We start from the raw sequence: 23,793 nt of genomic DNA, 5'->3' as shown, positions 1-23,793 counted from the left end.
GTACCGCTTTCACTCGACAAGCCCCCCTACACTGCCCATATCGGGTTTATGGGGATACCAGAGAAACCTTGGCCCACGGGCCTATCAGAACAAGCCGAACCGCTGGTGCGCCGCGTGCTGGCACCAAACCCGTCGCCTTATACCTATACCGGAACGCAGACTTACATTGTCGGCGCGGAAAGCGATGTTGCCGTAATTGATCCGGGCCCGGATGAGGCCGCACATCTGGATGCGCTGATGGCAGCCATTGGCGATGCCAAAGTCGCTGCGATTATGTGTACGCATACCCACCGCGATCACTCCCCCGCGGCGGCGCCGTTGGCGAAATTGACAGGTGCGCCCATTATCGGGTGTGCCCCGCTCATATTAGAAGTTGATGGCCCGCGTTCGGATGAATCCTTCGACACCACCTATGCACCGGACAGAGTGCTCGAAGATGGTGAGCAAATGACGGGAACCGGCTGGACACTCACCGCCATTCACACGCCGGGGCATACCTCCAACCATCTGTGCTTTGCGCTGGAGGAAAGCGGCGCGCTGTTCACCGGCGATCATGTGATGGGCTGGTCGACCAGCGTCGTCGTACCGCCAGACGGCAATATGGGTGACTATATGGCCAGTCTCGACCGGCTCTATGCCCGCGCGGACGATGGGAAAGACCGGGTCTATTACGCCGCGCATGGCGCACCGATTGAAAAACCGCGCCAATTGGTACGCGGAATGATCGGCCATCGCCGCCAGCGGGAAAACCAGATTGTCCGCTTGCTGGCGGAAGAACCGCGCAGCATCGAAGACTTGGTCCCAGCCATGTATAAGGGGCTTGATCCGCGCCTGACCGGTGCAGCAGGAATGTCCGTCAAAGCCCATCTGCTGGATTTGGAAAGCCGCGGCATGGCGCAATGTTCAGGGGACATATGGCAGACGATTTGAAAACCGAAACAACCGGCACCGAGACCCTTATAACACCGCCTAAGCCCGAACGGTCTCTGGCGCGGATACAGGCTGTGCCGTGGTTCATCGTCATCCTGCTGATTGCTGCTGTCGCATGGCTGGGCTGGCGCGCGTTTTTCTATCAGGAAGAAGGCGATCCGGTTGGCAGCGCCATGCTGGCCTTTGAAAAGCAAAACTCGCTGACGGTATTCAGCAGCCGGTTTGAAGTCGTGGCGGAAAGCACAAACACCACGTCATTGGGGCCGATCACATTGGCGGAATCGCGGCAAGCAGCGATCATTCCTGCATTGGTCGAATACCGCGTGAACCTGTCCACAATCGGGCGCGACCGGATTGCATGGGATGCAGGCGAGCAAGTGATGGATATCACCCTGCCAATGTTGAAAATCTCCAAACCCAATCTGGACGAGGCACGCCAGAAAACCTTTACCGAGGGCGTATGGGTCAGCCGGGGTGCATCGGCCAACCTGAGCCGTGAAAATTCCCGCCAAGCGGAAATAAAGGCAGCTGCCTTTGCCAAGAACCCGGAAGTTTTGGCATTGGCGCGATCCGCCGCTAAAGACGCGGTCAGACAAAATTTGACCATTCCGCTGCAAGTGGCGGGATATGACGATATTACAGTGAATGTCCGTTTCGACGGAGAGAAGGTACAATAATGAGCGAAGTGTCCAAAATGCCCGTCGGTGATGATTTGCTGGCTGAAATCAACCGGCTGCGTAAGGAGCGCAATGCGGTGATTTTGGCGCATTATTACCAGCGCCCTGAAATTCAGGATCTGGCCGATTATGTCGGGGATTCGCTCCAGCTCAGCCAGATGGCGGCGGAAACCGATGCGGATGTGATCGCCTTTTGCGGCGTGAAATTCATGGCCGACACGGCGAAAATCCTCAGCCCTGAAAAGATCGTTGTGCTGCCCGATATGGATGCCGGGTGTTCGTTGGAAGACAGCTGCCCGCCGGACAAATTCGCCGCTTTCCGCGAGGCGCATCCTGATCATATCGCGCTGACATATATTAACTGCTCAACCGAAGTGAAGGCGCTATCCGATGTGATCGTGACCAGCTCCAGCGCGGAAACGATCCTCCAGCAAATTCCGGCGGACCAGAAAATCATCTTCGGGCCTGACCGGCATTTGGGCGGGTATCTATCGCGTAAATTTGACCGTGAAATGCTGCTTTGGCCCGGTGTCTGCATCGTGCATGAGGCATTCAGCGAAACCGAATTGCTGAAACTGAAAGAAGAACATCCCGATGCGCCGATTGCCGCGCACCCCGAATGCCCGCCGACGATTGTCGATCACGCGGACTATGTCGGATCGACCAGCGGGATTCTGAAATTCGCCAAAGAATTCCCCGGTGACACTCTGATTGTCGCGACCGAGCCGCATATTATCCACCAGATGGAAAAGGCCCTGCCGGAGAAAACCTTCATCGGCGCACCCGGCGCAGACGGCAACTGCAACTGCAACATCTGCCCCTATATGGCGCTCAACACGCTGGAAAAACTCTACATCGCCCTGCGCGATCTGGAACCGCGAATCGAGATCGAAGAAGAACTGCGCCTGAAAGCCAAGAAAAGCCTCGACGCGATGCTCGATATGGCCAGCGGCACTGTCGGTAAGGGTGATCTGGGGGCGCGTTAGAGATGATACCAGACTATCAGTCTCTTATGCTTCCCGTTTTAAAAGAAGCGTCCAAGGGCGAGCAAAGAATCGCAAACGTTGTTGAGACAATCGCTAGTGAATTGAAGTTAAGTCCAGACGAACGTGCAGAGTTACTTCCAAGCGGAAAACAGACAATAATCGGCAACCGCGTTCACTGGGCAAAATCATATTTGAAACAAGCAGGTTTGGTCACATCTACAAAGCGAGGGCATTTCGTGATCACGGCGCGCGGGCAAGATGCTCTCAACCGGAATATTCCTGAAATTAATGTCAAATTTCTGAGACAATTCCCTGACTTTGTTGAATTCCAAAACCGTTCCCGTGAGGATACCGCCTCCAATCTGAGCGGAACTCTAGACGAAGCAAATACAACAGCAACTCCAGAGGAGGTGCTTCGGTCTTCTCACTCACAGATTAATAAGACCGTATCGGCCGAACTTATAGATCGACTTCGGCAGGGAACACCCGCGTTCTTTGAGCGAGCTATGGTCAGTCTTTTGCTAGAAATGGGTTATGGTGGAAACGGAGAAGATGCTGGCAGGGCGATTGGCCAATCCGGTGACGACGGCGTTGATGGTGTAATCGATCAAGATGCATTGGGCGTCGATCAAATATACATCCAAGCAAAACGCTACGCTTCCGACAACACTGTCGGTCCAGCGGCGATAAGAGATTTCTTCGGTGCGCTCAGCTTAAAAAAGGCGCAAAAAGGGATATTCATAACCACTTCAAGTTTTACAAAATCAGCCATTGATACAGCAAACCAAATTGGTGGCAGAATTGTTCTCATTGATGCCAAACGCCTGGGCGAGTTACTCCTAAAATACAATGTTGGTTGCCGAAGCCAAGAGGTTCTTCATATCAAAAAAGTGGATGAAGACTTCTTCGAATGACAGCCTACCCTCGCCGCGATCTCGCCACCAATAATGCTGCGCCGACCAGAACCATCCCTATAATATCCACCGGCATCAGCACTTCGCCAAAAACGCTATAGCCGATTATCGCAGCCACGGCTGGCTGGGTTAACAACGCCAAGCCTATAATCAAGGACGGGAAATGGCGCAGGCTGAACACCAGCAAGCCCTGCCCGATCAATTGGCTGGTTACGAACAGGATCACCACCGGCGTCCAATCGGTTGGCCAGATCGGTTCACCCGAAGCCAGCGCCAACGCCAATATAACCGGGCAGGCAAAGATGCTGACCCATACCAGCAAGCTCCATGCCCCGATATTGTGGCCGATCCCTTGGCGGGCATTTTGCAGGGTCAGCAGATAGACCGCGTAAAACAGCCCAGCGGCGAGACAGAACAAATCGCCGATCAGCGTGGCGGTGCTAATTTCCAGACTGCGGCCCATCAATATGCTTGCCCCGCCCAGTGCAAAGACAATCGCGACCCACTCCAGCCCGCGCGGCAATGTGCGGGTGATGATGAAGGTCCAGAACAGCAATACGATGCTGCCCGCATTGCCAAACAAGGTCGCATTGCCAAGGCGGGTTTTCTCGATCCCGATATGCCAGCTCGACAGATCCAGCGCGAAAGCGACCGAACCCAATGCGACCAACAGCAGTGTCTTTTTGGGAATACCCGTTAGCGCTTGCCCGGTGCCGCGGGCCAGCAGTACCAGAAACGGCAGAGCAAGGAACAATCGCCAAAATGCTGATGAAACCGGCCCGGTATCGGCAAGGCGCACAAACCACGGCCCTGTGGCCAGCGCAACATTGCCTGCCAGCAGCGCCAACACCAGAATCCAGCGCGGCCAAGCATTGCTATCAAGCCTGATCGGCGTTGTTGTGGTTGTATTGACCATCCGCGGCCCTTAGCTCCCAAAAACAGAAAGCAAACACCTAATTTATTGGGGCACACTATGAACGATGCACTTTTCCAGCCGATCACACTGGGCGCGATCACGGCAAAGAACCGTATCCTGATGGCTCCGCTCACCCGCGGGCGCGCGACCAGCCCCGGCTTTGTGCCGAACGATATGATGGTCACCTATTACCGCCAACGGGCGAGTGCTGGCCTGATTATCAGCGAAGCCACCGGCATCAGCGTGGAAGGGTTGGGCTGGCCGAATGCCCCGGGCATTTGGAGCGACGAACAAGTCGAAGGCTGGAAAGCCGTGACCGATGCTGTCCATGAAGAAGGCGGCCAGATCATCTTGCAGCTGTGGCATATGGGCCGGATCGTCCACCCTGATTTCTTGGGCGGCGAACCGGGCGTATCAGCCAGTGCCACCACCGCGCCCGATCACGCCCACACCCCCACTGGCCGCCAACCGCACCAGCAAGCCCGCGCTTTGGAGCTTGATGAAATCCCGCGCGTAATTGAAGATTACCGCCACGCTGCTGCAAACGCCAAGAAAGCGGGTTTTGACGGGGTACAATTGCACGGGGCCAACGGGTATCTGGTGGACCAGTTCCTGCGTGAGACAACCAATCTACGGACCGATGAATATGGCGGATCGCCGGAAAATCGCACGCGTTTCTTGCGCGAAGTACTGGAGGCCCTGATTGATGTCTGGGGTGCAGACCGGGTCAGCGTTCGCTTATCCCCCAACGGCGCAACCCAAGGGGCTGATGACAGTAATCCGGAAGCCCTGTTCGGGGCGGCTGCACAAGTGATCGAAGATCTTGGCTTGGGCTTTTTGGAGCTGCGCCAGCCGGGACCTGACGGCACATTTGGCCGAACAGATGTGCCCAAACAGGATCCTGTGATCCGCAAGATCTATACCGGCCCATTGGTACTCAACAGCGATTATTCCGCTGAAGAAGGCGTGGCGGATATTGAATCCGGCAGAGCCGATGCGATCAGTTTTGGCCGCCCGTTTATCTCCAACCCCGATCTACCGGACCGGATTGCCAAAGGCGCAGACTGGGCACCCAACACCAATGTCCCGCAGAGCTGGTATTTGCCCGGAGCAGCCGGATATATCGACTATCCTACACTGGCCGAACAACCGGACCAACAATGATCGGCGGTTAGCGGCGGTTTACTCGGCCGCTTCGGCCTCGCTATCTTCCTCTCCTTCACCGCTGGCGTCATCGCTGGCGGCTGAGGGGGATTGCGATTGAACAGTATCAAGCGGGAGCATTTCATCGGTAATCGACCGCTCCAGCACATTTCCGCTGGCGCTGGCATCATCGGTTACCGGTGCTGGTTCTGGATCATCGGAGCATCCGGCGATCAATAACAGGGCGGCAGCAAGTGAAACGGCATTTTTGATCATAGTCTATCCTAACGGTCCGGATTTTCAGGCAGCATATTGAGGAAAGCCTCGCCCCGCGCAAGTAAGGCGCGGTCCCATTCCGCCGCTGTAATGGTGACACCCAAACGGGCCAGGCTGGTCACGCCGAATTCGGCAATGCCGCATGGCACGATACCTGCAAAATGCGACAGGTCCGGATCAATGTTCACGGAAAAGCCGTGCATGGTCACCCACCGTCTGACCCGCACACCAATGGCGCCGATTTTGGCTTCACTGCCGTCAATATCCCGCGTCCATATGCCGATCCGGCCTTCGGACCGCCAACTTTCAACGCCCAGATCACCCAGCGTATCAATAACCCAGCCTTCCAACGCATGGACAAAACAGCGCACATCGCGGCCGCGCTTGGTCAGATCCAGCATCGCATAGCCAAGCCGCTGGCCCGGCCCGTGATAGGTGTAACGCCCGCCCCGCCCGGCTTCGACCACTTCAAACCGTGGATCCAGCAGCTCACCCTCACCCGCGCTGGTTCCTGCTGTGTAAACCGGAGGATGTTCCAGCAGCCACAGCAATTCGCTGGCTTCCCCGGCAGCGATCGCGCGGTTGCGGACATCCATTTCGGCCAAAGCGTCACGATAGGGGACTTGGCCCTCCGCACGCCGGATCGCGATGCTCGCACCCCGGCTGTGCTGCGCGCGAACCGGCAAGTTTTCAGGCATGGTTTGGTTCATAGACATTGCGTGGCGTGCCTCTCTGCGGTTATCAAGGGCAAAACAGGAATTGGGGAACGGAAATGAAACTCGATATGAGCCAAGCATGGAATGATGCAACGGCGATTGCGCTGGCCAATAAAGATGTGTTGGGCATTATCGCGGCCGTATTTTTCTTTTTACCGACCCTTGCGCTTAGTGTTCTTGCCCCTGGCACAGAGCTGGAAGCAGCCGCCGCAAACCCGGACCAGTTTCAGGCAGCCATGATCGCTTATCTGACCAGCAATTGGCCGTTATTTCTGATCTATGTCGTCGCAACAACCGTTGGTACGATGACCGTGTTCGCCCTTTTGGGTAAGCGGCAAAGTGTAACCGTCGGGGAAGCGATTAAGGCCGGATTGGGCGCTACTCTACCCTATTTGGGGGCGACGCTGCTCATCGGTTTAGCAACGGTTTTGGCGTTCGGGGTGATCGGCGCCATCAGCGCCGCTACCGGTTCAGCCGTTATTGGTTCCGTCTTGGGTATTGCCTTGGGCATCGCGCTGTTCATCGCCATGATCCGTTTCATTATCGTCGGGCCGGTGATCGCGGTTGAGGATGTGAATAATCCGGTTGCCGCTTTGCGCCGTTCCTGGGCTTTGGTGAAGGGGAATACGCGCCGGGTATTCGGCTTTATATTCTTGCTGATCATTGCCATTATTGTTGTGTCAGCCGTGATCGGCATGGTGTTCGGATTGGTGGCAGCCCTTGTCGGAGGCGACATTGGGGTGTGGATCGAAGCCGTACCAGCAGCAATCATTAGCGCGGTATCATCGGTACTCTTGCTGTCGGTTTACACCGCCATCCACCGCCAATTGACACACGGCTTGCCGACTACAGATATTGAGATTTTCGAATAGGCGTTAAACGGTTTCTGACGGGCGATCTTTCCAACCCCAGAACAACTGGCACGGAAGGATATTCCAAAACTCAAAGCCATTATCGATCCGGCTAAAGTGCTTCGCCATATAATCGCGCGCTTTGGCGCTGAACTGGTACACCAGAAACGCCCCGCCAGGCCGCAACACGGTATGGGTAGCCTGGGCGATGGCCGGGCCGACGCCTTCGGGCAATGTCGAAAACGGTAGACCGGACAAGACATAGTCGGCTTCCTGATGGCCCAGATCGCGGATGATCTGCTGGACATCAGCTGCCGACCCATGAACTGCGGTAAAGCGGCTGTCAGTGATGGTTTTCTGCAAATATTCGATAAATAGCGGGTTGGTATCAATCACCACCAATGCACCATCGCGGCGCAGCCGATCCAGAACCGGGCCGCAAAAAGTCCCGACACCGGGGCCATATTCCACGAACAACCGGCACTCGTTCCAATCAACCGGCGCAAGCATCTTGCGGATGGTATAGCGTGACGACGGAATAATCGATCCGACCATGCGCGGGTGCTCCACAAAACCGCGGAAGAACACGCCCCATTGTCCAAACAAACGGGCCATTTTCAATTTTATTTTCCGTGTCAGCCGCTGTGGCAGGATGGAACCGTCAGTCACATGATCACCTTTGTATTTTGGTTGTCCTTCATAGACTTACTATAGTCGCAGAAAACGCACCCGGCTACCGGACTATTGGTGCAGCGGATTGCAAGCGCTGCAAGAGGAGCGTAGCGCTCTGTGGATGAGTAGCAACGATCATTCACCGGTTGAAAATACGCGCAAACCGATCTCTCGTGACCGGATGGCATTGCTGTTCGCCGTCATGCTGACCACTGCGGCGGGGAACACCGCCATGCAATCGGTCATGCCGTCCATTGGTACGGCGCTACAGGTGGACGATGTGTGGATCAGCTTGGCCTATACATGGTCCGCCCTGCTGTGGGTCGTATGTGCGCCAATCTGGGCGCGGCGATCTGATAAGCGCGGCCGCAAAGCAATGATGGCTTTGGGATTGATCGGCTTTATCGTTTCGATGGGCCTATGCGCTTTGGTGCTGTGGTTCGGGCTGGCTGGGCTGTTGCCAGCATTTTGGACATTGTTGCTGTTTGCGTTAGCGCGCAGTTTTTACGGCGGTTTTGGATCGGCAGCCCCGCCAGCGGTGCAAGCCTATGTCGCATCGCGGACCGCACGGTCTGAGCGAACGCAAGCCCTATCGCTGATCGCGTCCAGCTTCGGCCTTGGGACAGTGCTCGGCCCTGCACTGGCGCCGTTGATGATCCTGCCCGGCGTTGGATTGATCGGGCCGTTTCTGGCGTTTGCCATTCTTGGCGCAGTAACTCTGGTCGCTTTGCGCATTTTGCTGCCCAATGACGAACCACAATTTGCCGCACGCGGTGTCACCTATGATGCGCCATTCGGGGCCAGTTCCAACAGCCGGTCTGGCGATGAAGATCAAGAGATTGCTCCGGAACACGATGCCGCCCCAGAACCCGTCGCCAAAATGGGATGGTTCGAGGCGCGGATCCGGCCTTGGGTGATAGCCGGATTGTTGGGCGGGCACGCCCATGCGATGATCCTGGGCATTGCCGGTTTCCTGGTCCTGGACCGATTGGGACTGCGCGACAGCCCGGCCGAGGGGGCAGGTCCTGTGGGCATCGTTTTGATGTGCGGTGCCATTGCGACGTTACTCGCACAATGGGGTGTTATCCCGCGTCTTAATATGGGGCCGCGTGCCGCCATCTTGTGGGGTGTGGCGCTGGCCGCGCTGGGAACCATCCTGTTTGGCGTGGCTCAGAACCTGCACGGCATTGCGCTGGGATATTCCATTGCATCTCTGGGCTTTGGCCTGTTCCGCCCCGGTTTTAACGCCGGTGCATCTTTGGCTGTCAGCCGCGCGGAACAGGGCGAGGCATCGGGCGTGGTTGCGTCGGTTACCGGAGCGGCTTTTGTATTCGCCCCGGCCCTTGGCGTATGGTTATATGGCCATTCCGATAGCATAGCCTTTGCGGTGGTTGTGGCACTGTGCCTTGCGGTCGCAGTGATCGGCTGGCGATCGCTGGTGAGCGACGAAACCTCCGAACAACCGGATAAGGCCGCTTAAAGAATTTCGTGAACCACATCCTGCGGACGGCATAGGCGCACGCCTTTGCCCGTTTCAACAAAGGGGCGATTCATAAATTTCGATTCCGCGGCCATTGCGTCCAGAATTGTGTCGGCGTCAGCATCGGGCAATCCGCGTTCTTCGGCATCGGTCCCGCGCAAGCGCAATGCTTCTGCAGGTGTCATACCAGCATCTTTGAAAAGCTGCGCCAGCTTGGCGCGCGCCGGTGGCTCTTTAAGATATTCGACAACCGTCAGCTCAATGCCGGCTTGCTCCTGCAAGATGGCCAGTGTCTTGCGCGATGTGCCGCATTTGGGATTGTGCCAGATTGTTGCTTTCACCGTTGTACTCCTTCGTATGTGATACAAACGCTACAGCTATGGAAAAGACACGCCAAGCCCAAAACGATCCTTGCAAATGCGAATAACTCTCAATAGCTAGCTCCAATCGCGAATCATTCGCATTTGGAGAATTGTTGATGTGTTACCGCTCGTTGCGCAGTGCCTTGCTGGTTAGTGCCGCTACCTTGGCTGCCCCTGCAATGGCGCAGGCTAATGCCGATAGCGCGGACAGCGAAGACATCGTCGTAACCGGCAAGGTTCTCTATACTGACCAAGTCAACGCACTGCGCTCTCCCACACCGATCATCGATGTACCGCAAAGCCTGTCCATCGTGACTAGCGAAGAAATTGCAGAGCGCGGTTTCACCAGCATCGGTCAGATTGTCGATTACACACCCGGCATCAACACATCGCAAGGTGAAGGCCACCGGGACGCGATCGTCTTTCGCGGAACACGTTCAACAGCGGATTTCTTCATCGACGGCGTGCGCGATGATGTTCAATATTATCGCGGCCTGTACAATCTAGAGCAAGTAGAGGTTCTGCGGGGTCCAAATGCGCTGTTATTCGGCCGCGGCGGGTCAGGCGGGATCATCAACCGGGTGACCAAAAAGGCCACCATTGGCGAGACATTCGGCGGCGGCCAGTTGGCCCTCGACACGTTTGGTGAATTCAGCATCCAAGGCGACATCAATCTGGCCGCGAGCGAAACAGTCGCCGTCCGGCTGAACGCCTCGTACGAAAACCTCAATAATCACCGTGATTTCTATGATGGTGATCGGATCGGCATTAACCCGACCGTCCGTTTTGCGATCTCGCCAGACACCACGCTCGATCTATCTTATGAATATGCCAATCATGATCGTTTCATTGATCGCGGCATCCCAACCGGCGCCGATGGCCGCCCGGTAGAGGCACTGCAAGATGTGGTGTTTGGTGACCCGGATCAGAACTTTCTCGATCTGGCAGCCCATTTGCTCCGCGCCAATGTGCAGCATCAGTTTTCAGAGAATCTGAAGGGCAATTTCAGCGCGTTCTATGGCAGCTATGACAAGGTGTATTCCAACTTCTTCACCAACAGCTATGACCCGGTCACCAATATCGCAGAACTGGACGGTTATGTAGATACAACCAAGCGCGACAATTTCAGCCTGTCCGGCAATCTGGTGGGTGATTTTGAAACCGGCAGCATTGGCCACACAGTGGTTGGCGGGTTTGAATATATCAGCACATCGTCCGATCAAAAGCGTTTCAACACGCGCTTCAGCACATCGGTTGACGATGTTGCCAATAACGTGCCCGGTGCCCGCACAGACCGGGCGGATTTCTTGGCCGTTCGCCCAATCAACCTGCGCAACAGTGTTGGCGTAGTGGCCGATGGCCGGACAACGACGAACGATTTCGGCGTCGATATCAATGACGACACACGCGTCTCTATCGATGTCTTCTCTGCCTATATCCAAGACGAAGTTGAAGTGACCGATTGGCTGGACGTTATTGTCGGCGCCCGGTTCGACAGTTTTGATATCGAAGTGAACAATGTCGTTGGCGCCGAAGTGCGGACCCGCAAGGATGAAGAGATTTCACCGCGCTTGGGCCTGGTCATTAAGCCGCAAGAGAACATCTCTCTCTATACCAGCTATTCAGAAAGCTTCCTGCCCCGTTCGGGCGAGCAATTCGCCAATATTGATGGCAGCAATAACGTGCTTGATCCCAACACGTTCACCAATCTGGAAGCTGGCATCAAATGGGATTTCAATTCCGGCCTCAGCTTGACCGCTGCGGTCTTTGAGATCCAGCAAAGCCAACCGGAAGTGGACGATAACAACGTGCAGAACTTCGTTGTCGTTGATTCCGAAATCCAAGGGTTTGAAATTCAATTGCAAGGCCGGGTGACGGATTTCTGGTCCGTATCTGCAGGCTACAGCTATCTGGATGGAGAACAGGTGGAGCAAGCCGGGCCAACCGGGCTGCGCCCGCGCGAATTGCCGGAAAACACTTTCTCATTGTGGAATGCCTTCACCGTCACCAGCAAATTCGGTCTTGGTTTGGGCGTGACCTATCAAGATGAAAGCTTCATCAACAATGGTAACAGCGCCACTTTGCCAAGCTACACCCGGTTTGATGCGTCTGCCTATTACGATGTTTCGGAGAACCTGCGGGTTCAGGTGAACATCGAAAACCTGACCGACGAGCTATATTTCCCGAACTCCCACTCGACCCATCAGGCAACAGTGGGCGCGCCTTTGAATGCCCGCTTTGCGGTGAGCGCGAAGTTCTAATCACACATAACCGGGCCGCCAGCTACGTGCTTGCGGCCCGGTTTTTGGATAGCTTACGTTTGCGGGTCCGGCGGCGTTATCGCCGGTACTTCCCCAGCGGCATCTTCTGCGCTGATACCGGGTGCGGGCGCAGCACTGATGGTTTCCTGACGGCGTGCAACACGGCCCGCACGCTGGACCGCTTTCACCAAACGTGGATACACGCCGCAGCGACATAGGTTGGGGATCGCTTCTTCTATCTCTTCTTTCGATGGATCAGCATTGCGAGCAATTAACGCCGCTGCTGCAATGGCGATACCCGGGGTGCAAAACCCGCATTGGATCGCTTGTTCTGCCACCAAGGCCTGTTGCACGGGATGCGACCGGTCGCGAGAAAGCCCCTCTATCGTGGTAATAAAGCGCCCCTCGGCTTCAGCGATAGTGATCAAACAGCTCCGCAGCGCTTCCCCATCAACCATCACCATGCAGGAAGCACAGTCACCCACACCGCAGCCATATTTGGTGCCTGTCAGATTGGCAGCATCGCGGATTGCCCACAGTAACGGCGTGTCCGGGGCCATATCAAATTCGATCGGCTGATCGTTCAACGTCATCCGCGGCATTGCTGGCGATCCTTGGCTGTCAAAACTATCACGCGATCATCAATCAATCACGCCAGCTCGGGTCAATCAAATCGATCTTGCGCTTCCACGCCTCAAAATCTGCAAATCCGGGACCACCCGGCGGGGCCACTTGGCCCAGATCGCGCTGATGTACCGCAACAACTTCATCCGGAATGATAATCGGCTTACCCATTGAATGGGTAGCCAGTTGAATTTCACAGGCACGTTGCAATGCCCAGAATTGCAGGAAGATTTCCGGAATAGTCTTACCCAGCACAACCGGGCCATGATTGCGCAACAGCAAAATGCGGTTGTCGCCCAAATTCTGGACCAGACGTTCGCCCTCTTCCTCGCGAACGGTAACCCCTTCAAAATCGTGATATCCGACTTTGCCGATAAAATTACACGCGTAGAAATTGCTTGCTTCCAAGCCATTCTCGCTACTGCAGACGGCCATCGTCGCGGTGGTGTGCGTATGGCAAATGGCATGGGCCCAATCGAGATGCCGGTGGAAATAGCCGTGCTGCGTAAAGCCTGCTTTGTTCACTGGATAGGGGCTGCCATCCAATGTGTTGCCGTCAATATCAATCTTGACCAGATTGGATGCGGTCACTTCACTATACAGAAGGCCAAACGGGTTGATCAGAAATGCGTGCGGTTCGCCGGGTACTTTCAGGCTGATGTGATTATAGATCGATTCCGACCAGCCAAAGTGGTCAAAAATCCGATAGCAAGCCGCCAATTGCTGGCGCGCAGCCCATTCAGCTTCGCTGCATTCCAATTTCGGTTTCAACTGCGTCGCCATAAAGCGCTCCCCGTCATCTCATCTCTATAGTGCTACATCGCACAAATGAGCCGAACTGCACAAGCGTACATGATGCCAGTGTTCGGCATCAAAAAGTGGCTTCCCCGATCCATGCCACCCCGCTATCGCCCCGGTGATGAGCCAAGATGCGAAATTAACCCGCGGAAGCGTTCGCGGGCACTTGGTTACACAAGCAATTCCGATGATGATTGGCGTGGCGGCGATTATGTCCATCGGGCTGGTCGATTCCTACTTCATCGGTCAATTGGGCAGCGCAGAACTGGCCGCAATAGCCTTTATCTTCCCGATCAGCGTGGCGCTTTCCAGTCTGGGTGTTGGCATTTCTGTCGGCATTAATTCAGTGGTTGCGCGCGCATTGGGTGAAGGCGACCGGGACCGCGCAGGACGCCGGGGCAATTTCGGAATTGCGCTTGCCGCCAGCTTGGGCCTGATCATGGCCGCCGCTCTATATCTGCTGCTCGATCCGCTGTTCGGGCTGATGCAAGCGGATGAAACCCAGCTGCCACTAATCAAAGCTTATATGACACCCTATGCCTTGGGCTTCCCGCTATTGATGCTGATCATGGGCCTCAACGGGGTCTTGCGCGGTCAGGGGGAGGCGAAAAAGACATCGTATGTCTCGATTACCTATGCAGCTGCCAACTGGGTGCTGGATCCGATCCTGATTACCGGCGCATTCGGCTTTGAAGGCTACGGTGTGGCTGGCGCAGCCTATGCAACAATTATCGGGTGGATCATTGCCGTTGTTTTCGGCTTCTGGATGCTCAGTACGACGGCACTTCCCTTCAGCCTCGCCAAAGTGCGCGAATGCGAAGTGGGCCCGTCGCTTAAAGCTGTCGCCAGCGTTGCCGGGCCAGCCGCATTTTCCAACGCAATCAACCCGATCGGTCTGTCTGTTCTGACCGCGCTGGCCGCATCCCAAAGTCAGGCCGTCGTCGCCGGATTTGGTGCTGCCGGACGGTTACAGAGTTTCGCCGTCGTTCCGTTACTCGCATTATCGGGGGCAATCGGCGCGATTGTTGGCCAAAACTGGGGAGCGGATAAACCCGAACGTTCCCGAGAAGCCATGCTATGGGCTGGCGGTTTCTCGTTCGCTTACGGTTTGGTGCTGGCGATTATTCTATTTGCCGCAGGTGAATGGTTCGCCGATTTCTTCACCGAAGACCCCGCTGTCATCCGTGAATTCGCCGCCTATCTGTCCATCGCGGCGTGGGGCTATGCAGGATATGGCGTACTCATCGTCAGCAATGGTGCGCTCAACGCGGTCGACAAAGCCCGCTCCGCTCTGGTCCAAAGCTGTGCCAGAGTGTTTCTGATCATGATGCCAGTTGCGTGGCTACTCCTTCCCGGTTGGGGAGCAAGCGCGATCTACACCGCCGAACTGGCCGCGAACGTGATTGGCGGCACGGTTGCCCTGCTTGTTGTCTGGCGCGTTTTGAAACGCAGGCAGTGACACTTCGTTAACCATCATCCTTCATAACCGGCGGCTAACACTGCCGGGGATTGTACGGATGGATGATCTGCTTACGGATTTCATCGCGGAAACGCGGGAAATGCTCGAAGCCATTACGAGCGAGCTGATAAGCTGGGAGCAAGACCCCGCTGATCGCGCACGCCTCGATTCCATTTTCCGTTTTGTGCACACCGTCAAAGGCAATTGCGGCTTCTTCGATTTTCCACGGCTTGAAGCTTTAAGCCATGCAGCCGAAAGCGCCCTGGCAGATGTGCGGGCGGGATGGCGTGAGGCAGACAAACCGCTGGTTTCTGCGGTACTCGCGATCATCGACCGGATCGCTATAATAAATGACGCAATCGAGGCCGGAACACCCGATCCAGAAGGCAATGATGACGCGCTGATTGCTGCCATTGGCGGCGATGGTGCGGGCTTGGATCTGAACGACACGTTCGTTGAAACCCCTACTCCCGTTCAATCCCCTTCCCCTGTCCAGTCCCCTTCCCCTGTCCAATCACAGCCAAACGCCCCCGCTGCACCGCGGACCATTCGGCTGCCAGTGGAACTGCTGGACCGGGTTATGAGCGGTGTTTCCGACATGGTTCTGGCCCGAAATGATCTTGCCCGCCGTTTGCGCGAAACGGGCAGCGAGCCAGCTCTAGAGGGCCCGTTTGACCGGTTATCGGGCATTCTGACCGACGTCCGCGAGGCGATTACCCGTATGCGGATGCAGCGTATCGAGCATTTGTATCACGGCCTTCCGCGCTTGGTCCGCGATCTATCGGCAGAGCTCAACAAAAATGTCACCATCGAGGTCGAAGGCGGTACGGTTGAACTCGACCGCGAGATGATCGAGATGATCCGCGATCCGATCACCCACTTGATCCGCAATGCAGTCGACCACGGGATAGAACCATCCCAGGCCCGCCTTGCTGCGGGTAAGTCTGCAACGGGCCGGATTACGGTGGCCTCGCGCCAGTCGGGCAACAAAATCGCTATCGCGCTTTCCGATGATGGCGGCGGCTTGGACATCGCCAAAATCAAACAGAAGGCGCTTAGCTCCGGCTTGTTGAGCGCGGCAGAGCTTGACGCCATGTCCGAACACGCCGTTATCAACCTTATCTTTGAAGCCGGCCTCTCCACCGCCGACACCGTCAGCGGCATATCGGGCCGCGGCGTGGGCATGGATGTCGTCCGGTCCAATATCGAGAAGATAGGCGGCACTATCGAAGTACGCTCCGCAGCGGGTCAAGGCACGACATTCATCATGAATTTGCCGCTCACTCTCAGCATCATATCCGCGCTGACTGTTAGTGTGGGGGAGCAATCTTTTGCGATACCGCATTCCTATGTGGCAGAGATTGCGCATGGGAAATCGGCCGCTATTTTCCTGTCTCAAGTAGGTGAAGCAGATCTGGTCACATTTCGTGGCAGCCGCATCCCCTGTTTGACGTTGGGCAATGTGCTTGGCCTGACAAACCGCCGCGCCGGTACCGATCAACGCCTGATCATGATCAAGCTTAGCGGCGGTGAGACTTTCACTCTGGCGGTCGATCAAATTCACGATCAGGAAGATCTCGTTATCAAGCCTTTGGCCCCGGCGGTGATGGAAGCGAAGCTTTATGGCGGCAGCACCCTGCGCGATGATGGTCAGCCAATATTGATGTTGGATATTCCGGCGATTGCCACAATGCACGATCTGCTGTCCGTGAACCAAATTCGCGCGGTGCAAAACGAGCCTGACGAAACCGCCCAAGCGGATATCGCCAAGCGGACATTCATGACATTTGTCGATCTGCATGACCGCCAACGTGCCATCGCCATGAATTTGGTGACGCGCATCGAAGAAATCGCCAGCGAGACGATTTCGACAGAAGGGGACCGCAGCCAGGCTGTCATCAATGACGCGATCATCCCCCTTGCCGGTATCGATGGCGCGACTGTCCCCGATGGACGAGTCAAGCTGCTCCGCCTGTCAGATGGAGAGAACGAGATTGGCTATCCAGTCAAACAGCTTGGTCAGAGTATTGACACAACCGAAGATCTTGCGCCGCATGATACAGACGCATCTATTGAAGGGATCGCTTTGCTAGATGGCAAAGCTGTCCCAGTGGTCGATGGCTTTTCTCTTTTTGCCAGATTTGGAACCGATAGTCCGCATATGCGGAAATTGACCTGCGCTTTGCCCGAAAATGACGATTGGGCACAGCGTATACTGGCCCCGTTGATTACTGCGGCAGGATACACGGTCAGCACGCACGATGCGCATAATGCGGACATATCCATTGTCACAGATGGCGCGCCGGACGCCGCGCCCAATCCATCCGGCAAGGTTCTTCACGTCCACTCGGACATCGATAAAGCGGGCGACCCCGGTAACGGCATCTACCGCTATGATCGTGCAGCATTGCTTCAGGCACTGCACCAAGCCCAATTGGAGATTGCATCATGAGCGGGCTGGTCGTCCTTGTTACGATTGATGGAAAGCGCGCAGCAATCGCCGCGCCGGATGTAGAATCGGTGATTGAGCTGGAAGCCATTTATCCTGTGCCTGGCGCGCCAGCCTATGTTGCAGGCCTCACCGCCATGCGCAGCCAGACCATGACGGTGATAGATTCCAGCGTTGCGCTGGGGCTACCATCCGCATCCCAAAACGCTGAACGTTGCCCGGTTATCAATATCGACGGCCATCTCTACGCGCTGCTGGTCGACAATGTCGAAGATGTCGTGGAGACATCATCTGAATGTACCCCAATCGCCGGCGGCTACGGTGCTGCATGGGCAGGCGTCGCAAAAGGCATGGTTGAAACTGACACCGGGCCGGTTTTGCTGATTGATCCAGCAGAGCTCGTCCTCAAGCGGTCGCTGAAGGCGGCTTAATCACTTGGTTACTGCTTTACTTTATCGAAACCAAGATAAGAGGGGATCGCCGGAAATGAAAAGCTGCCTAATCGTTGACGATTCACGGGTAATTCGCCGCGTATCACGTCATATTCTGGAATCGCTGGATTTCGCTGTCGAAGAAGCGGAAGACGGCCAGCTAGGCATTGATCACTGCAAAGCAGCAATGCCAGACGTTGTCCTGCTCGATTGGAACATGCCGGTTATGACCGGCATTGAATTTGTCGCCAAATTACGAACTTTGCCGGGCGGTAATGTTCCGAAAGTTATCTTTTGTACCACTGAAAACGATATGGCCCATATCCGCGAAGCCATTAGCGCCGGTGCCGATGAGTATGTGATGAAACCGTTTGACCACGAGACCCTCCAGATAAAGCTGCAACTGGTCGGAATGGTGTGATTGCTGCACGATGGGCAGCTCCTCCATCCTCCCACTAGCCAAATCCAAAGGCAGCGCATCCAGTATCAGCGCGCATGCCCGGCAAACCCGTGTGATGGTGGTGGACGACTCCCTTATTATCCGCACAGTATTGGCGCGGATAATCGGTCAACAACCTGATCTAGAAGTCGTCAGCAAATCTAGCAGCGCGGAACTCGCCCTGAAAGAACTGGCTAAGATCGAAGTCGATGTAATCCTGCTTGACTTGGAAATGCCCGGAATGGGCGGGCTAGATGCGCTGCCAAAAATACTGACCAGCGCGCCCAAGGCGCAAGTTCTGGTGGTATCCAGCCTGACGGAAGATGGCGCAGAACATACGCTGCAAGCGCTCTCTATGGGTGCTGCAGACACGCTGGCGAAACCGCGCGCAGGTGAATTCGGTGCTGATTACAACAACCGATTGGTCGAAAAAATCCGTGCGCTTGGCCATTCGCAGTCGCGCGGCAATGATCGCTCAGAGTCGGCTGGCACGCCGAACATCAAACCACGGCGCGAGAATCTGGCGAAGGAAAAACCAGAAGTCTTGGCGATCGGTGCTTCTACGGGCGGCATCCATGCGATGTGCGCGATGTTGGCCAAATTGCCCCGGCAGTTTGATTTGCCCATTCTTGTGACACAGCATTTGCCCGGCTCTTTCATGCAGGTTTTCGCCAAGCAATTGGAACTCGCCGCAAGCCGCACAGCGGTTGTCGCCGAAAATGGCATGATCATACAGCCCAGGACAGTCTATATTGCGCCAGGCGGCGGCCATTTGACGGTCGAAAAACGCGGATCCAATCTGGTTGTCAAAATCATTGACGGGAAAGCGCCTAGCGGATGTATGCCCTCGGTCGATCCTATGCTGGAATCGCTCGCCGCAGCAACCGCTGGTAAAGCCATCGCGGTCATCTTGTCCGGCATGGGCCGCGACGGTGCAATTGGCGCAGAAAAGCTTGGCCGGACAGGCGGCACGATTTTGGCGCAAGACCAAGACAGTTCTGCTGTGTGGGGTATGCCCCGCGCGGTGGCTGAGCAGGGCCTTGCCTCTGCCATATTACCGCCAGCCGACCTGGCGCTGGCGATTATGTCCACTGCGGGAGCGGCGGCATGGAAGTAAGCGAAGTCTCCTTCCGCATCATCGCCGATCTGCTCGAAGCGCGGACTGGCCAGCAACTGACCCGCAATCGCCAATGGCGGATCGGAACGGCGCTGGCTGGCGTCTTTCGCGAACATGGAATTTCCAATGTTGATCAACTGGTCTGCTTGCTCGCAGATCCGGCATCTGGCTCGCTGGCGCAGCAAGTAGTCGAGGCGCTACTCAATAACGAGACGTACTTCTACCGCGACCGTTCTGTGTTTGAACTGCTCGACCGCCGCATACTTCCCGCATTGGCTGAGAAAAGGGCCCGGTCGAAGCGTTTATCCATTTGGTCAGCCGGGTGTTCAACCGGTCAGGAAGCCCTTTCGCTTGCAATGATATTTGCCGGCCAGCCCAACAAATGGGATGGCTGGAATATCGACATCGTTGGAACTGATATTTCCGAACAGGCGGTAAAAGCTGCGCAGCAGGGCGTGTATACGCAGTTTGAAATCCAACGCGGTCTTGGCGTCGGCCAGATGATCAGCCATTTTAAAGAAACAGATCGCGGCTGGCAGGCATCTGATAAGCTAAAGCGGATGATCCGGTTCAAACAAAAGAGCATATTGGAGCCGTCAACCTCTATCCAACGGTTTGATCTGGTACTGTGCCGCAACGTCCTTTTGTATTTTGGCCCAAGGGCGCGGATGCAGGCTTTCGACCGGCTCGCAGAACAAATGTGCGACGATGGCTGGCTGATGCTTGGCGCAGGTGAAACAACCGTCGGGCGGACCGATATTTTCCGGCCCACTGCCGGCAATCAAGGGCTTTTCATCCGTTCCTCAGCGGCGGACACCATGCATATTGCAGACCCTTCAACGCCCTTCGTACGGCGACGCGGGTAAACCCGAAATTAACCCTTCCTTAGTCCCCCACAGTTACCGCTGATTGCCTAGGTAAACCGCAAACAGAAGGGGGGCTTTTCAATGCAAAATTCGTGGCGCAAGCTCATCATGGCCCCCGCAATGCTGGTTATCGCGCCGCTGATCGTGCTGACACTGATCTTCGCCGGTGTCATTGGCACAATTGTGTGGAACGGCAACCTGACATCGGCGCCGGCAGCATCCCTTTTGATCGGTTGCATCTCGATCTATGCCGCCGCCGTGGCCTTGCTGTGTAAAGTCGGGCTTTCAAGCGTTGCCAGACTGGAAAATCTGGGTCTGACCGACAGCCTCAGCCAGTTGCCTAACCGCCGTGCAATGCACAAGAATATCCACAAAATCACCGCTAAGCACGGTGAAATCGCAGTCGCACTCATCGATCTTGATGGCTTCAAGATGGTCAATGATCTGTACGGCCACGCCATCGGCGACGAGCTTATCAAACAAGTGTCCCGCCTTTTGCGCGAAATTTGCGGTGATGAAGCCCAGTATTTCCGGCTTGGCGGCGATGAGTTCGCTATCTTCATGGCAGGGCCGTTATCCAACACCCTGTTGGAGGGGGTTTGCCGCCGTTTGCTCGAACGGTTGCGTCATCCCATTGAAATTGACGATCGCCGTATTGCGATCGGGGCCAGCGTTGGCCTCGCCCACAGCAGTGGGCAGCAAGACCTCAGCAGTTCCGAATTGCTCCGCCGGGCCGATGTCGCCATGTATGCCTCCAAGGGTGGGGGCAAAATGCGTTGCACGTGGTTCATGGCCGAATTTGATCGCAACCTTGAAGCTATCCGGAAACTGGATGAAGAGCTCCGTTCTGCGCTTCGTAACAATGAATTTCGGGTCAACTACCAACCCTTGGTAGATGCCCAAACGCGCAAAGTTGTCGCAGTGGAATCGTTAATCCGGTGGGCGCGGCCTGATGGAAAAATGGTCGGGCCAAGCATCTTTATTCCGGTGGCCGAGGAATCGGGATTGATCCACGCGATTGGTTTGTTCGTTCTGCGCCAGTCTTGCCAAGATGCACTGGATTGGAACGGCATCAAATTGTCGGTCAATATCTCAGCTGCCCAGCTCCGTGATCCTGAATTTCCGATCCAACTGGGCCAAATTCTGGAAGATACGGGCTTCGCGCCAGAACTTCTTGAGCTGGAAATTACCGAGACCTGCCTGGTCCTTGATCCAATAGTTGCAGAGCGGAGCCTTGATGTGATCCGCGGCTTCGGCGTCAATGTGGTGCTGGATGATTTCGGCACCGGCTATGCATCAATCGGCTTCCTGCGTCAGTTCCGCTTTGAGAAGCTCAAACTGGACCGGTCGCTAATTGTTGGGTCCGCTGATGATGAGGGGTCGCGCGCCATGATGCTGTCCAGCATTTCAATGGCCCAAGCACTGAAAATGGACGTGACTGCCGAGGGTGTAGAAACCGAAGCCCAAGCCGATTTGGTCAGGGCCGCAGGCTGTGATCAGATCCAAGGCTGGCTGTATTTTAAAGCCATGCCGGCAGATCAGATTTCGCAACATCTGACACCCGCAAGCGTCAATTCTCCGACAGTTTCACTACCCAAAAAGGCCGCATCATGAGCGTGATGGACACAATCGTCGCAGAGATCGAAACCGAACTTGCCGAAAGCGAGAAACGGCAGGGTCACACGCAGGCAAAAGGAAGATTTGCACTGGTGCATTGGTTCCAAAACCTGCCGGTCAAATCCAAACTCATAGCGGTTTTTGGTTCATTCTTTGCCGTTGGGATCATCCTTGCGCTGGTCGCCGGGGTCGGCATGCTCAACGTCTATAACAAGTATCAAACCAACAGCGCTTTGACCCACACTGTGACCGACGCCGCAGACCTGCGCAACACCGCTGGCGAGATGCGCTATCAAGCCCTGCGCTATACCCTCGCCGGAGAGACATCTGCGAGTGCGGGGATGACAGAGAACTTCGCCGAAGCGGAAAAAAAGATCACGCACATCCGTGAGATAGTGACGGTCCATCAACCCGCACTGGCGCCCGCTGTTGGCGCCCTTACCAGCCAACTGGAAAGTTACCGCACTGCTTTTGCCAGAGTGAAGGACAGCCTGGCAACGACTGGCCGAAGCGATGACACAACGCGGCTCGCTTACGAATTGGCAGCAACTGGCGACGCGCTGTATAAACAGACCGACAGCCTCCAGCTGGATCTGGCGGCCCGTTCCACCAAGTTGGAAAAGTCAGGAATGGCGTATTTCCTCAACTTGGTCACGTTTGTACTTGCCATTGCTGCGCTGGCAATCGTGGTCACAGCCTTGGGCCTTCGCTTTCTGCATAGCGACCTGATCGGCAAAATAACCGAAATAAACGGCGCAATGAACAAGCTCGCCGTCGGCAAGGCCGATTTTGAAATCGAAGGAGGCCACCGCACCGATGAGATTGGTGACATGGTTCGCGCACTCGATGTATTCAAAGCCGCCAATGCCCGCCTTATCCGCCATGCAGATGAACGCGAGGAACTACAGAATAAGCAGCGGGATACGATGCGCGCCATGGCCGATCGGTTCGAGCGCACTGTCGGCGACATCGTTGGCAGCGTTGCCGCAGCTTCTTCGCAGCTTAAATCGACAGCCGGCGAAATGGCGGATGCCGCAGATGGTTCATCCCGGCAAGCAGATGTGGTGTCACGTGCCATGGGCGATGCGTCCACCGGCGTTACCGCTGCTGCAACCGCCAGCGATGAATTTGCCATGTCTATTGGCGAAATCAGCCGTCAGGCGGCCTCTTCTGCAGAGCTTGCCCGACAGGCCTCGCAGTCCGCGGGCGAAGCCGATGAAACTATCTCGGCACTGTCGGTTTCCGCAGAGCAAGTCGGCAATATTGTCGAGCTGATCCACTCCATCGCCAAGCGCACCAATCTGCTTGCCCTCAATGCCTCTATCGAGGCAGCACGGGGCGGCGAAGCAGGCCGCGGGTTCGCGGTGGTTGCTTCGGAAGTCAAAGAGCTGGCCGCACAAACCAGCCGCGCGACCGAAGAAGTCGCGGAACAAATCCGCGCTATGCAAAGCTCAACCACCAACAGCGTTAGCGCTCTACGCAACATTGGCGAACAAGTATCGCAGCTTGAATCCACGGCTATTTCCATCGCCTCCGCAGTCGACCAGCAATCTGTTGCCGGCCAAGATCTGGCGCGGAGCATTGATCTTGCCGCACGCAGCAGCGATGAAGTGTCTGCCAGCGTGTCCAGCGTCCGTGAAGCGTCACTCGCGACCGGAGCAGCGGCTTCACAAGTGCTCAACTCCGCGACTGATCTGGAAGGGCAAGCCGCCACACTACGCAACCAGGTTTCTGACTTCTTGGTGGGCGTGCGGGGTTAACTTGCCACGCCGGTAGTCCGCTGCCGATTGCCGTCTGTCGAATGGTTGG

At 56.0% G+C, this 23,793-nt stretch carries 23 protein-coding genes; 16 read left to right on the top strand and 7 right to left on the bottom strand.

What is annotated here, in order from left to right; genetic code table 11:
* The first annotated feature begins 48 nt into the window (after positions 1–48).
* The 4 genes from HKD42_RS01030 to HKD42_RS01015 are packed head-to-tail and all read left to right on the top strand — an operon-like array spanning position 49 to position 3,507.
* On the top strand, positions 49–930 hold the full coding sequence (locus tag HKD42_RS01030; RefSeq protein ID WP_170009474.1) for an MBL fold metallo-hydrolase: 882 nt from the start codon (positions 49–51) through the stop codon (positions 928–930).
* Positions 915–1,607 carry a DUF4230 domain-containing protein gene (locus tag HKD42_RS01025; protein WP_170009472.1) on the top strand — a complete coding sequence of 231 codons (693 nt, stop codon included), beginning with the start codon at positions 915–917 and terminating at the stop codon, positions 1,605–1,607. Before HKD42_RS01030 ends, HKD42_RS01025 begins: the two co-directional genes overlap by 16 nt.
* Positions 1,607–2,593, top strand: a complete 987-nt coding sequence (nadA, locus tag HKD42_RS01020) for a quinolinate synthase NadA (protein ID WP_170009470.1) — start codon at positions 1,607–1,609, stop codon at positions 2,591–2,593. The genes HKD42_RS01025 and nadA overlap by 1 nt, the downstream gene beginning before the upstream one ends.
* 2 nt (positions 2,594–2,595) lie before the next feature.
* Positions 2,596–3,507 carry a restriction endonuclease gene (locus HKD42_RS01015; protein ID WP_211483470.1) on the top strand — a complete coding sequence of 304 codons (912 nt, stop codon included), beginning with the start codon at positions 2,596–2,598 and terminating at the stop codon, positions 3,505–3,507.
* A 4-nt stretch (positions 3,508–3,511) separates the two neighbouring features.
* On the opposite strand, the gene HKD42_RS01010 is transcribed toward HKD42_RS01015, so the two are convergent.
* A complete protein-coding gene (locus HKD42_RS01010; RefSeq protein WP_170009468.1) occupies positions 3,512–4,423 on the bottom strand; it encodes a DMT family transporter in 912 nt (303 codons plus the stop codon).
* A gap of 57 nt (positions 4,424–4,480) precedes the next feature.
* Between HKD42_RS01010 and HKD42_RS01005 the strand changes: the two genes are divergently transcribed.
* Positions 4,481–5,587: an alkene reductase gene (locus tag HKD42_RS01005; protein ID WP_170009466.1), complete on the top strand. Its 1,107-nt coding sequence runs from the start codon at positions 4,481–4,483 to the stop codon at positions 5,585–5,587.
* Between the two features lie 18 nt (positions 5,588–5,605).
* Here HKD42_RS01005 and HKD42_RS01000 read toward each other — a convergent pair whose 3' ends face one another.
* On the bottom strand, positions 5,606–5,842 hold the full coding sequence (locus HKD42_RS01000; RefSeq protein ID WP_170009464.1) for a hypothetical protein: 237 nt from the start codon (positions 5,840–5,842) through the stop codon (positions 5,606–5,608).
* A gap of 8 nt (positions 5,843–5,850) precedes the next feature.
* On the bottom strand, positions 5,851–6,552 hold the full coding sequence (gene lipB, locus HKD42_RS00995; RefSeq protein WP_246236808.1) for a lipoyl(octanoyl) transferase LipB: 702 nt from the start codon (positions 6,550–6,552) through the stop codon (positions 5,851–5,853).
* Positions 6,553–6,614: 62 nt separating this feature from the next.
* On the opposite strand from lipB, the gene HKD42_RS00990 reads away from it, so the two are divergent.
* Positions 6,615–7,430, top strand: a complete 816-nt coding sequence (locus tag HKD42_RS00990; RefSeq protein ID WP_170009462.1) for a DUF7847 domain-containing protein — start codon at positions 6,615–6,617, stop codon at positions 7,428–7,430.
* 3 nt (positions 7,431–7,433) lie between these two features.
* Here HKD42_RS00990 and HKD42_RS00985 read toward each other — a convergent pair whose 3' ends face one another.
* Complete coding sequence (locus tag HKD42_RS00985; protein WP_170009460.1) at positions 7,434–8,024, bottom strand: class I SAM-dependent methyltransferase; 591 nt, start codon at positions 8,022–8,024, stop codon at positions 7,434–7,436.
* Between the two features lie 178 nt (positions 8,025–8,202).
* Here HKD42_RS00985 and HKD42_RS00980 point away from each other — a divergent pair, with 178 nt between their 5' ends.
* Positions 8,203–9,561, top strand: a complete 1,359-nt coding sequence (locus HKD42_RS00980) for an MFS transporter (protein WP_246236613.1) — start codon at positions 8,203–8,205, stop codon at positions 9,559–9,561.
* Here HKD42_RS00980 and arsC read toward each other — a convergent pair.
* The gene (arsC, locus tag HKD42_RS00975) at positions 9,558–9,902 is read right to left on the bottom strand and encodes an arsenate reductase (glutaredoxin) (protein WP_170009458.1); all 345 of its coding nucleotides are present in this window, start codon (positions 9,900–9,902) and stop codon (positions 9,558–9,560) included. The two genes, HKD42_RS00980 and arsC, sit on opposite strands and share 4 nt — an antisense overlap.
* Before the next feature lie 137 nt (positions 9,903–10,039).
* Between arsC and HKD42_RS00970 the strand changes: the two genes are divergently transcribed.
* On the top strand, positions 10,040–12,184 hold the full coding sequence (locus HKD42_RS00970; protein WP_170009456.1) for a TonB-dependent receptor: 2,145 nt from the start codon (positions 10,040–10,042) through the stop codon (positions 12,182–12,184).
* Between the two features lie 53 nt (positions 12,185–12,237).
* Here the strand turns inward: HKD42_RS00970 and HKD42_RS00965 are convergent, their stop codons facing one another.
* Both HKD42_RS00965 and HKD42_RS00960 read right to left on the bottom strand, forming a co-directional pair.
* Positions 12,238–12,786 (bottom strand): (2Fe-2S)-binding protein, encoded by a 549-nt coding sequence (locus tag HKD42_RS00965; RefSeq protein WP_170009454.1) that lies wholly within the window; start codon positions 12,784–12,786, stop codon positions 12,238–12,240.
* 43 nt (positions 12,787–12,829) lie between these two features.
* The gene (locus tag HKD42_RS00960) at positions 12,830–13,591 is read right to left on the bottom strand and encodes a class II aldolase/adducin family protein (protein ID WP_170009452.1); all 762 of its coding nucleotides are present in this window, start codon (positions 13,589–13,591) and stop codon (positions 12,830–12,832) included.
* Between the two features lie 136 nt (positions 13,592–13,727).
* On the opposite strand from HKD42_RS00960, the gene HKD42_RS00955 reads away from it, so the two are divergent.
* From HKD42_RS00955 to HKD42_RS13250, 8 genes are all read left to right on the top strand, one after another.
* On the top strand, positions 13,728–15,065 hold the full coding sequence (locus HKD42_RS00955) for an MATE family efflux transporter (protein ID WP_170009450.1): 1,338 nt from the start codon (positions 13,728–13,730) through the stop codon (positions 15,063–15,065).
* Positions 15,066–15,123: 58 nt separating this feature from the next.
* Positions 15,124–17,517 (top strand): chemotaxis protein CheA, encoded by a 2,394-nt coding sequence (locus HKD42_RS00950; RefSeq protein ID WP_170009448.1) that lies wholly within the window; start codon positions 15,124–15,126, stop codon positions 17,515–17,517.
* Complete coding sequence (locus tag HKD42_RS00945) at positions 17,514–17,945, top strand: chemotaxis protein CheW (RefSeq protein ID WP_170009446.1); 432 nt, start codon at positions 17,514–17,516, stop codon at positions 17,943–17,945. The genes HKD42_RS00950 and HKD42_RS00945 overlap by 4 nt, the downstream gene beginning before the upstream one ends.
* Positions 17,946–18,000: 55 nt before the next feature.
* Complete coding sequence (locus HKD42_RS00940) at positions 18,001–18,366, top strand: response regulator (RefSeq protein WP_170009444.1); 366 nt, start codon at positions 18,001–18,003, stop codon at positions 18,364–18,366.
* Positions 18,367–18,376: 10 nt separating this feature from the next.
* Positions 18,377–19,501: a chemotaxis-specific protein-glutamate methyltransferase CheB gene (cheB, locus tag HKD42_RS00935; protein WP_246236611.1), complete on the top strand. Its 1,125-nt coding sequence runs from the start codon at positions 18,377–18,379 to the stop codon at positions 19,499–19,501.
* On the top strand, positions 19,492–20,367 hold the full coding sequence (locus HKD42_RS00930) for a CheR family methyltransferase (RefSeq protein WP_170009442.1): 876 nt from the start codon (positions 19,492–19,494) through the stop codon (positions 20,365–20,367). Before cheB ends, HKD42_RS00930 begins: the two co-directional genes overlap by 10 nt.
* Positions 20,368–20,448: 81 nt before the next feature.
* Positions 20,449–21,981, top strand: coding sequence for a putative bifunctional diguanylate cyclase/phosphodiesterase (locus HKD42_RS00925; protein WP_246236609.1), 1,533 nt, complete (start codon positions 20,449–20,451; stop codon positions 21,979–21,981).
* Positions 21,978–23,744 (top strand): methyl-accepting chemotaxis protein, encoded by a 1,767-nt coding sequence (locus HKD42_RS13250; protein WP_246236607.1) that lies wholly within the window; start codon positions 21,978–21,980, stop codon positions 23,742–23,744. The genes HKD42_RS00925 and HKD42_RS13250 overlap by 4 nt, the downstream gene beginning before the upstream one ends.
* Positions 23,745–23,793 lie beyond the last annotated feature (49 nt).

This window comes from Pontixanthobacter rizhaonensis (genome assembly GCF_012972675.1).
Classification (GTDB): Bacteria; Pseudomonadota; Alphaproteobacteria; order Sphingomonadales; family Sphingomonadaceae; genus Pontixanthobacter; species Pontixanthobacter rizhaonensis.
The sequence above is the reverse complement of the archived record's forward strand: the minus strand, read 5'-3'. Positions and strand labels throughout refer to the sequence as shown.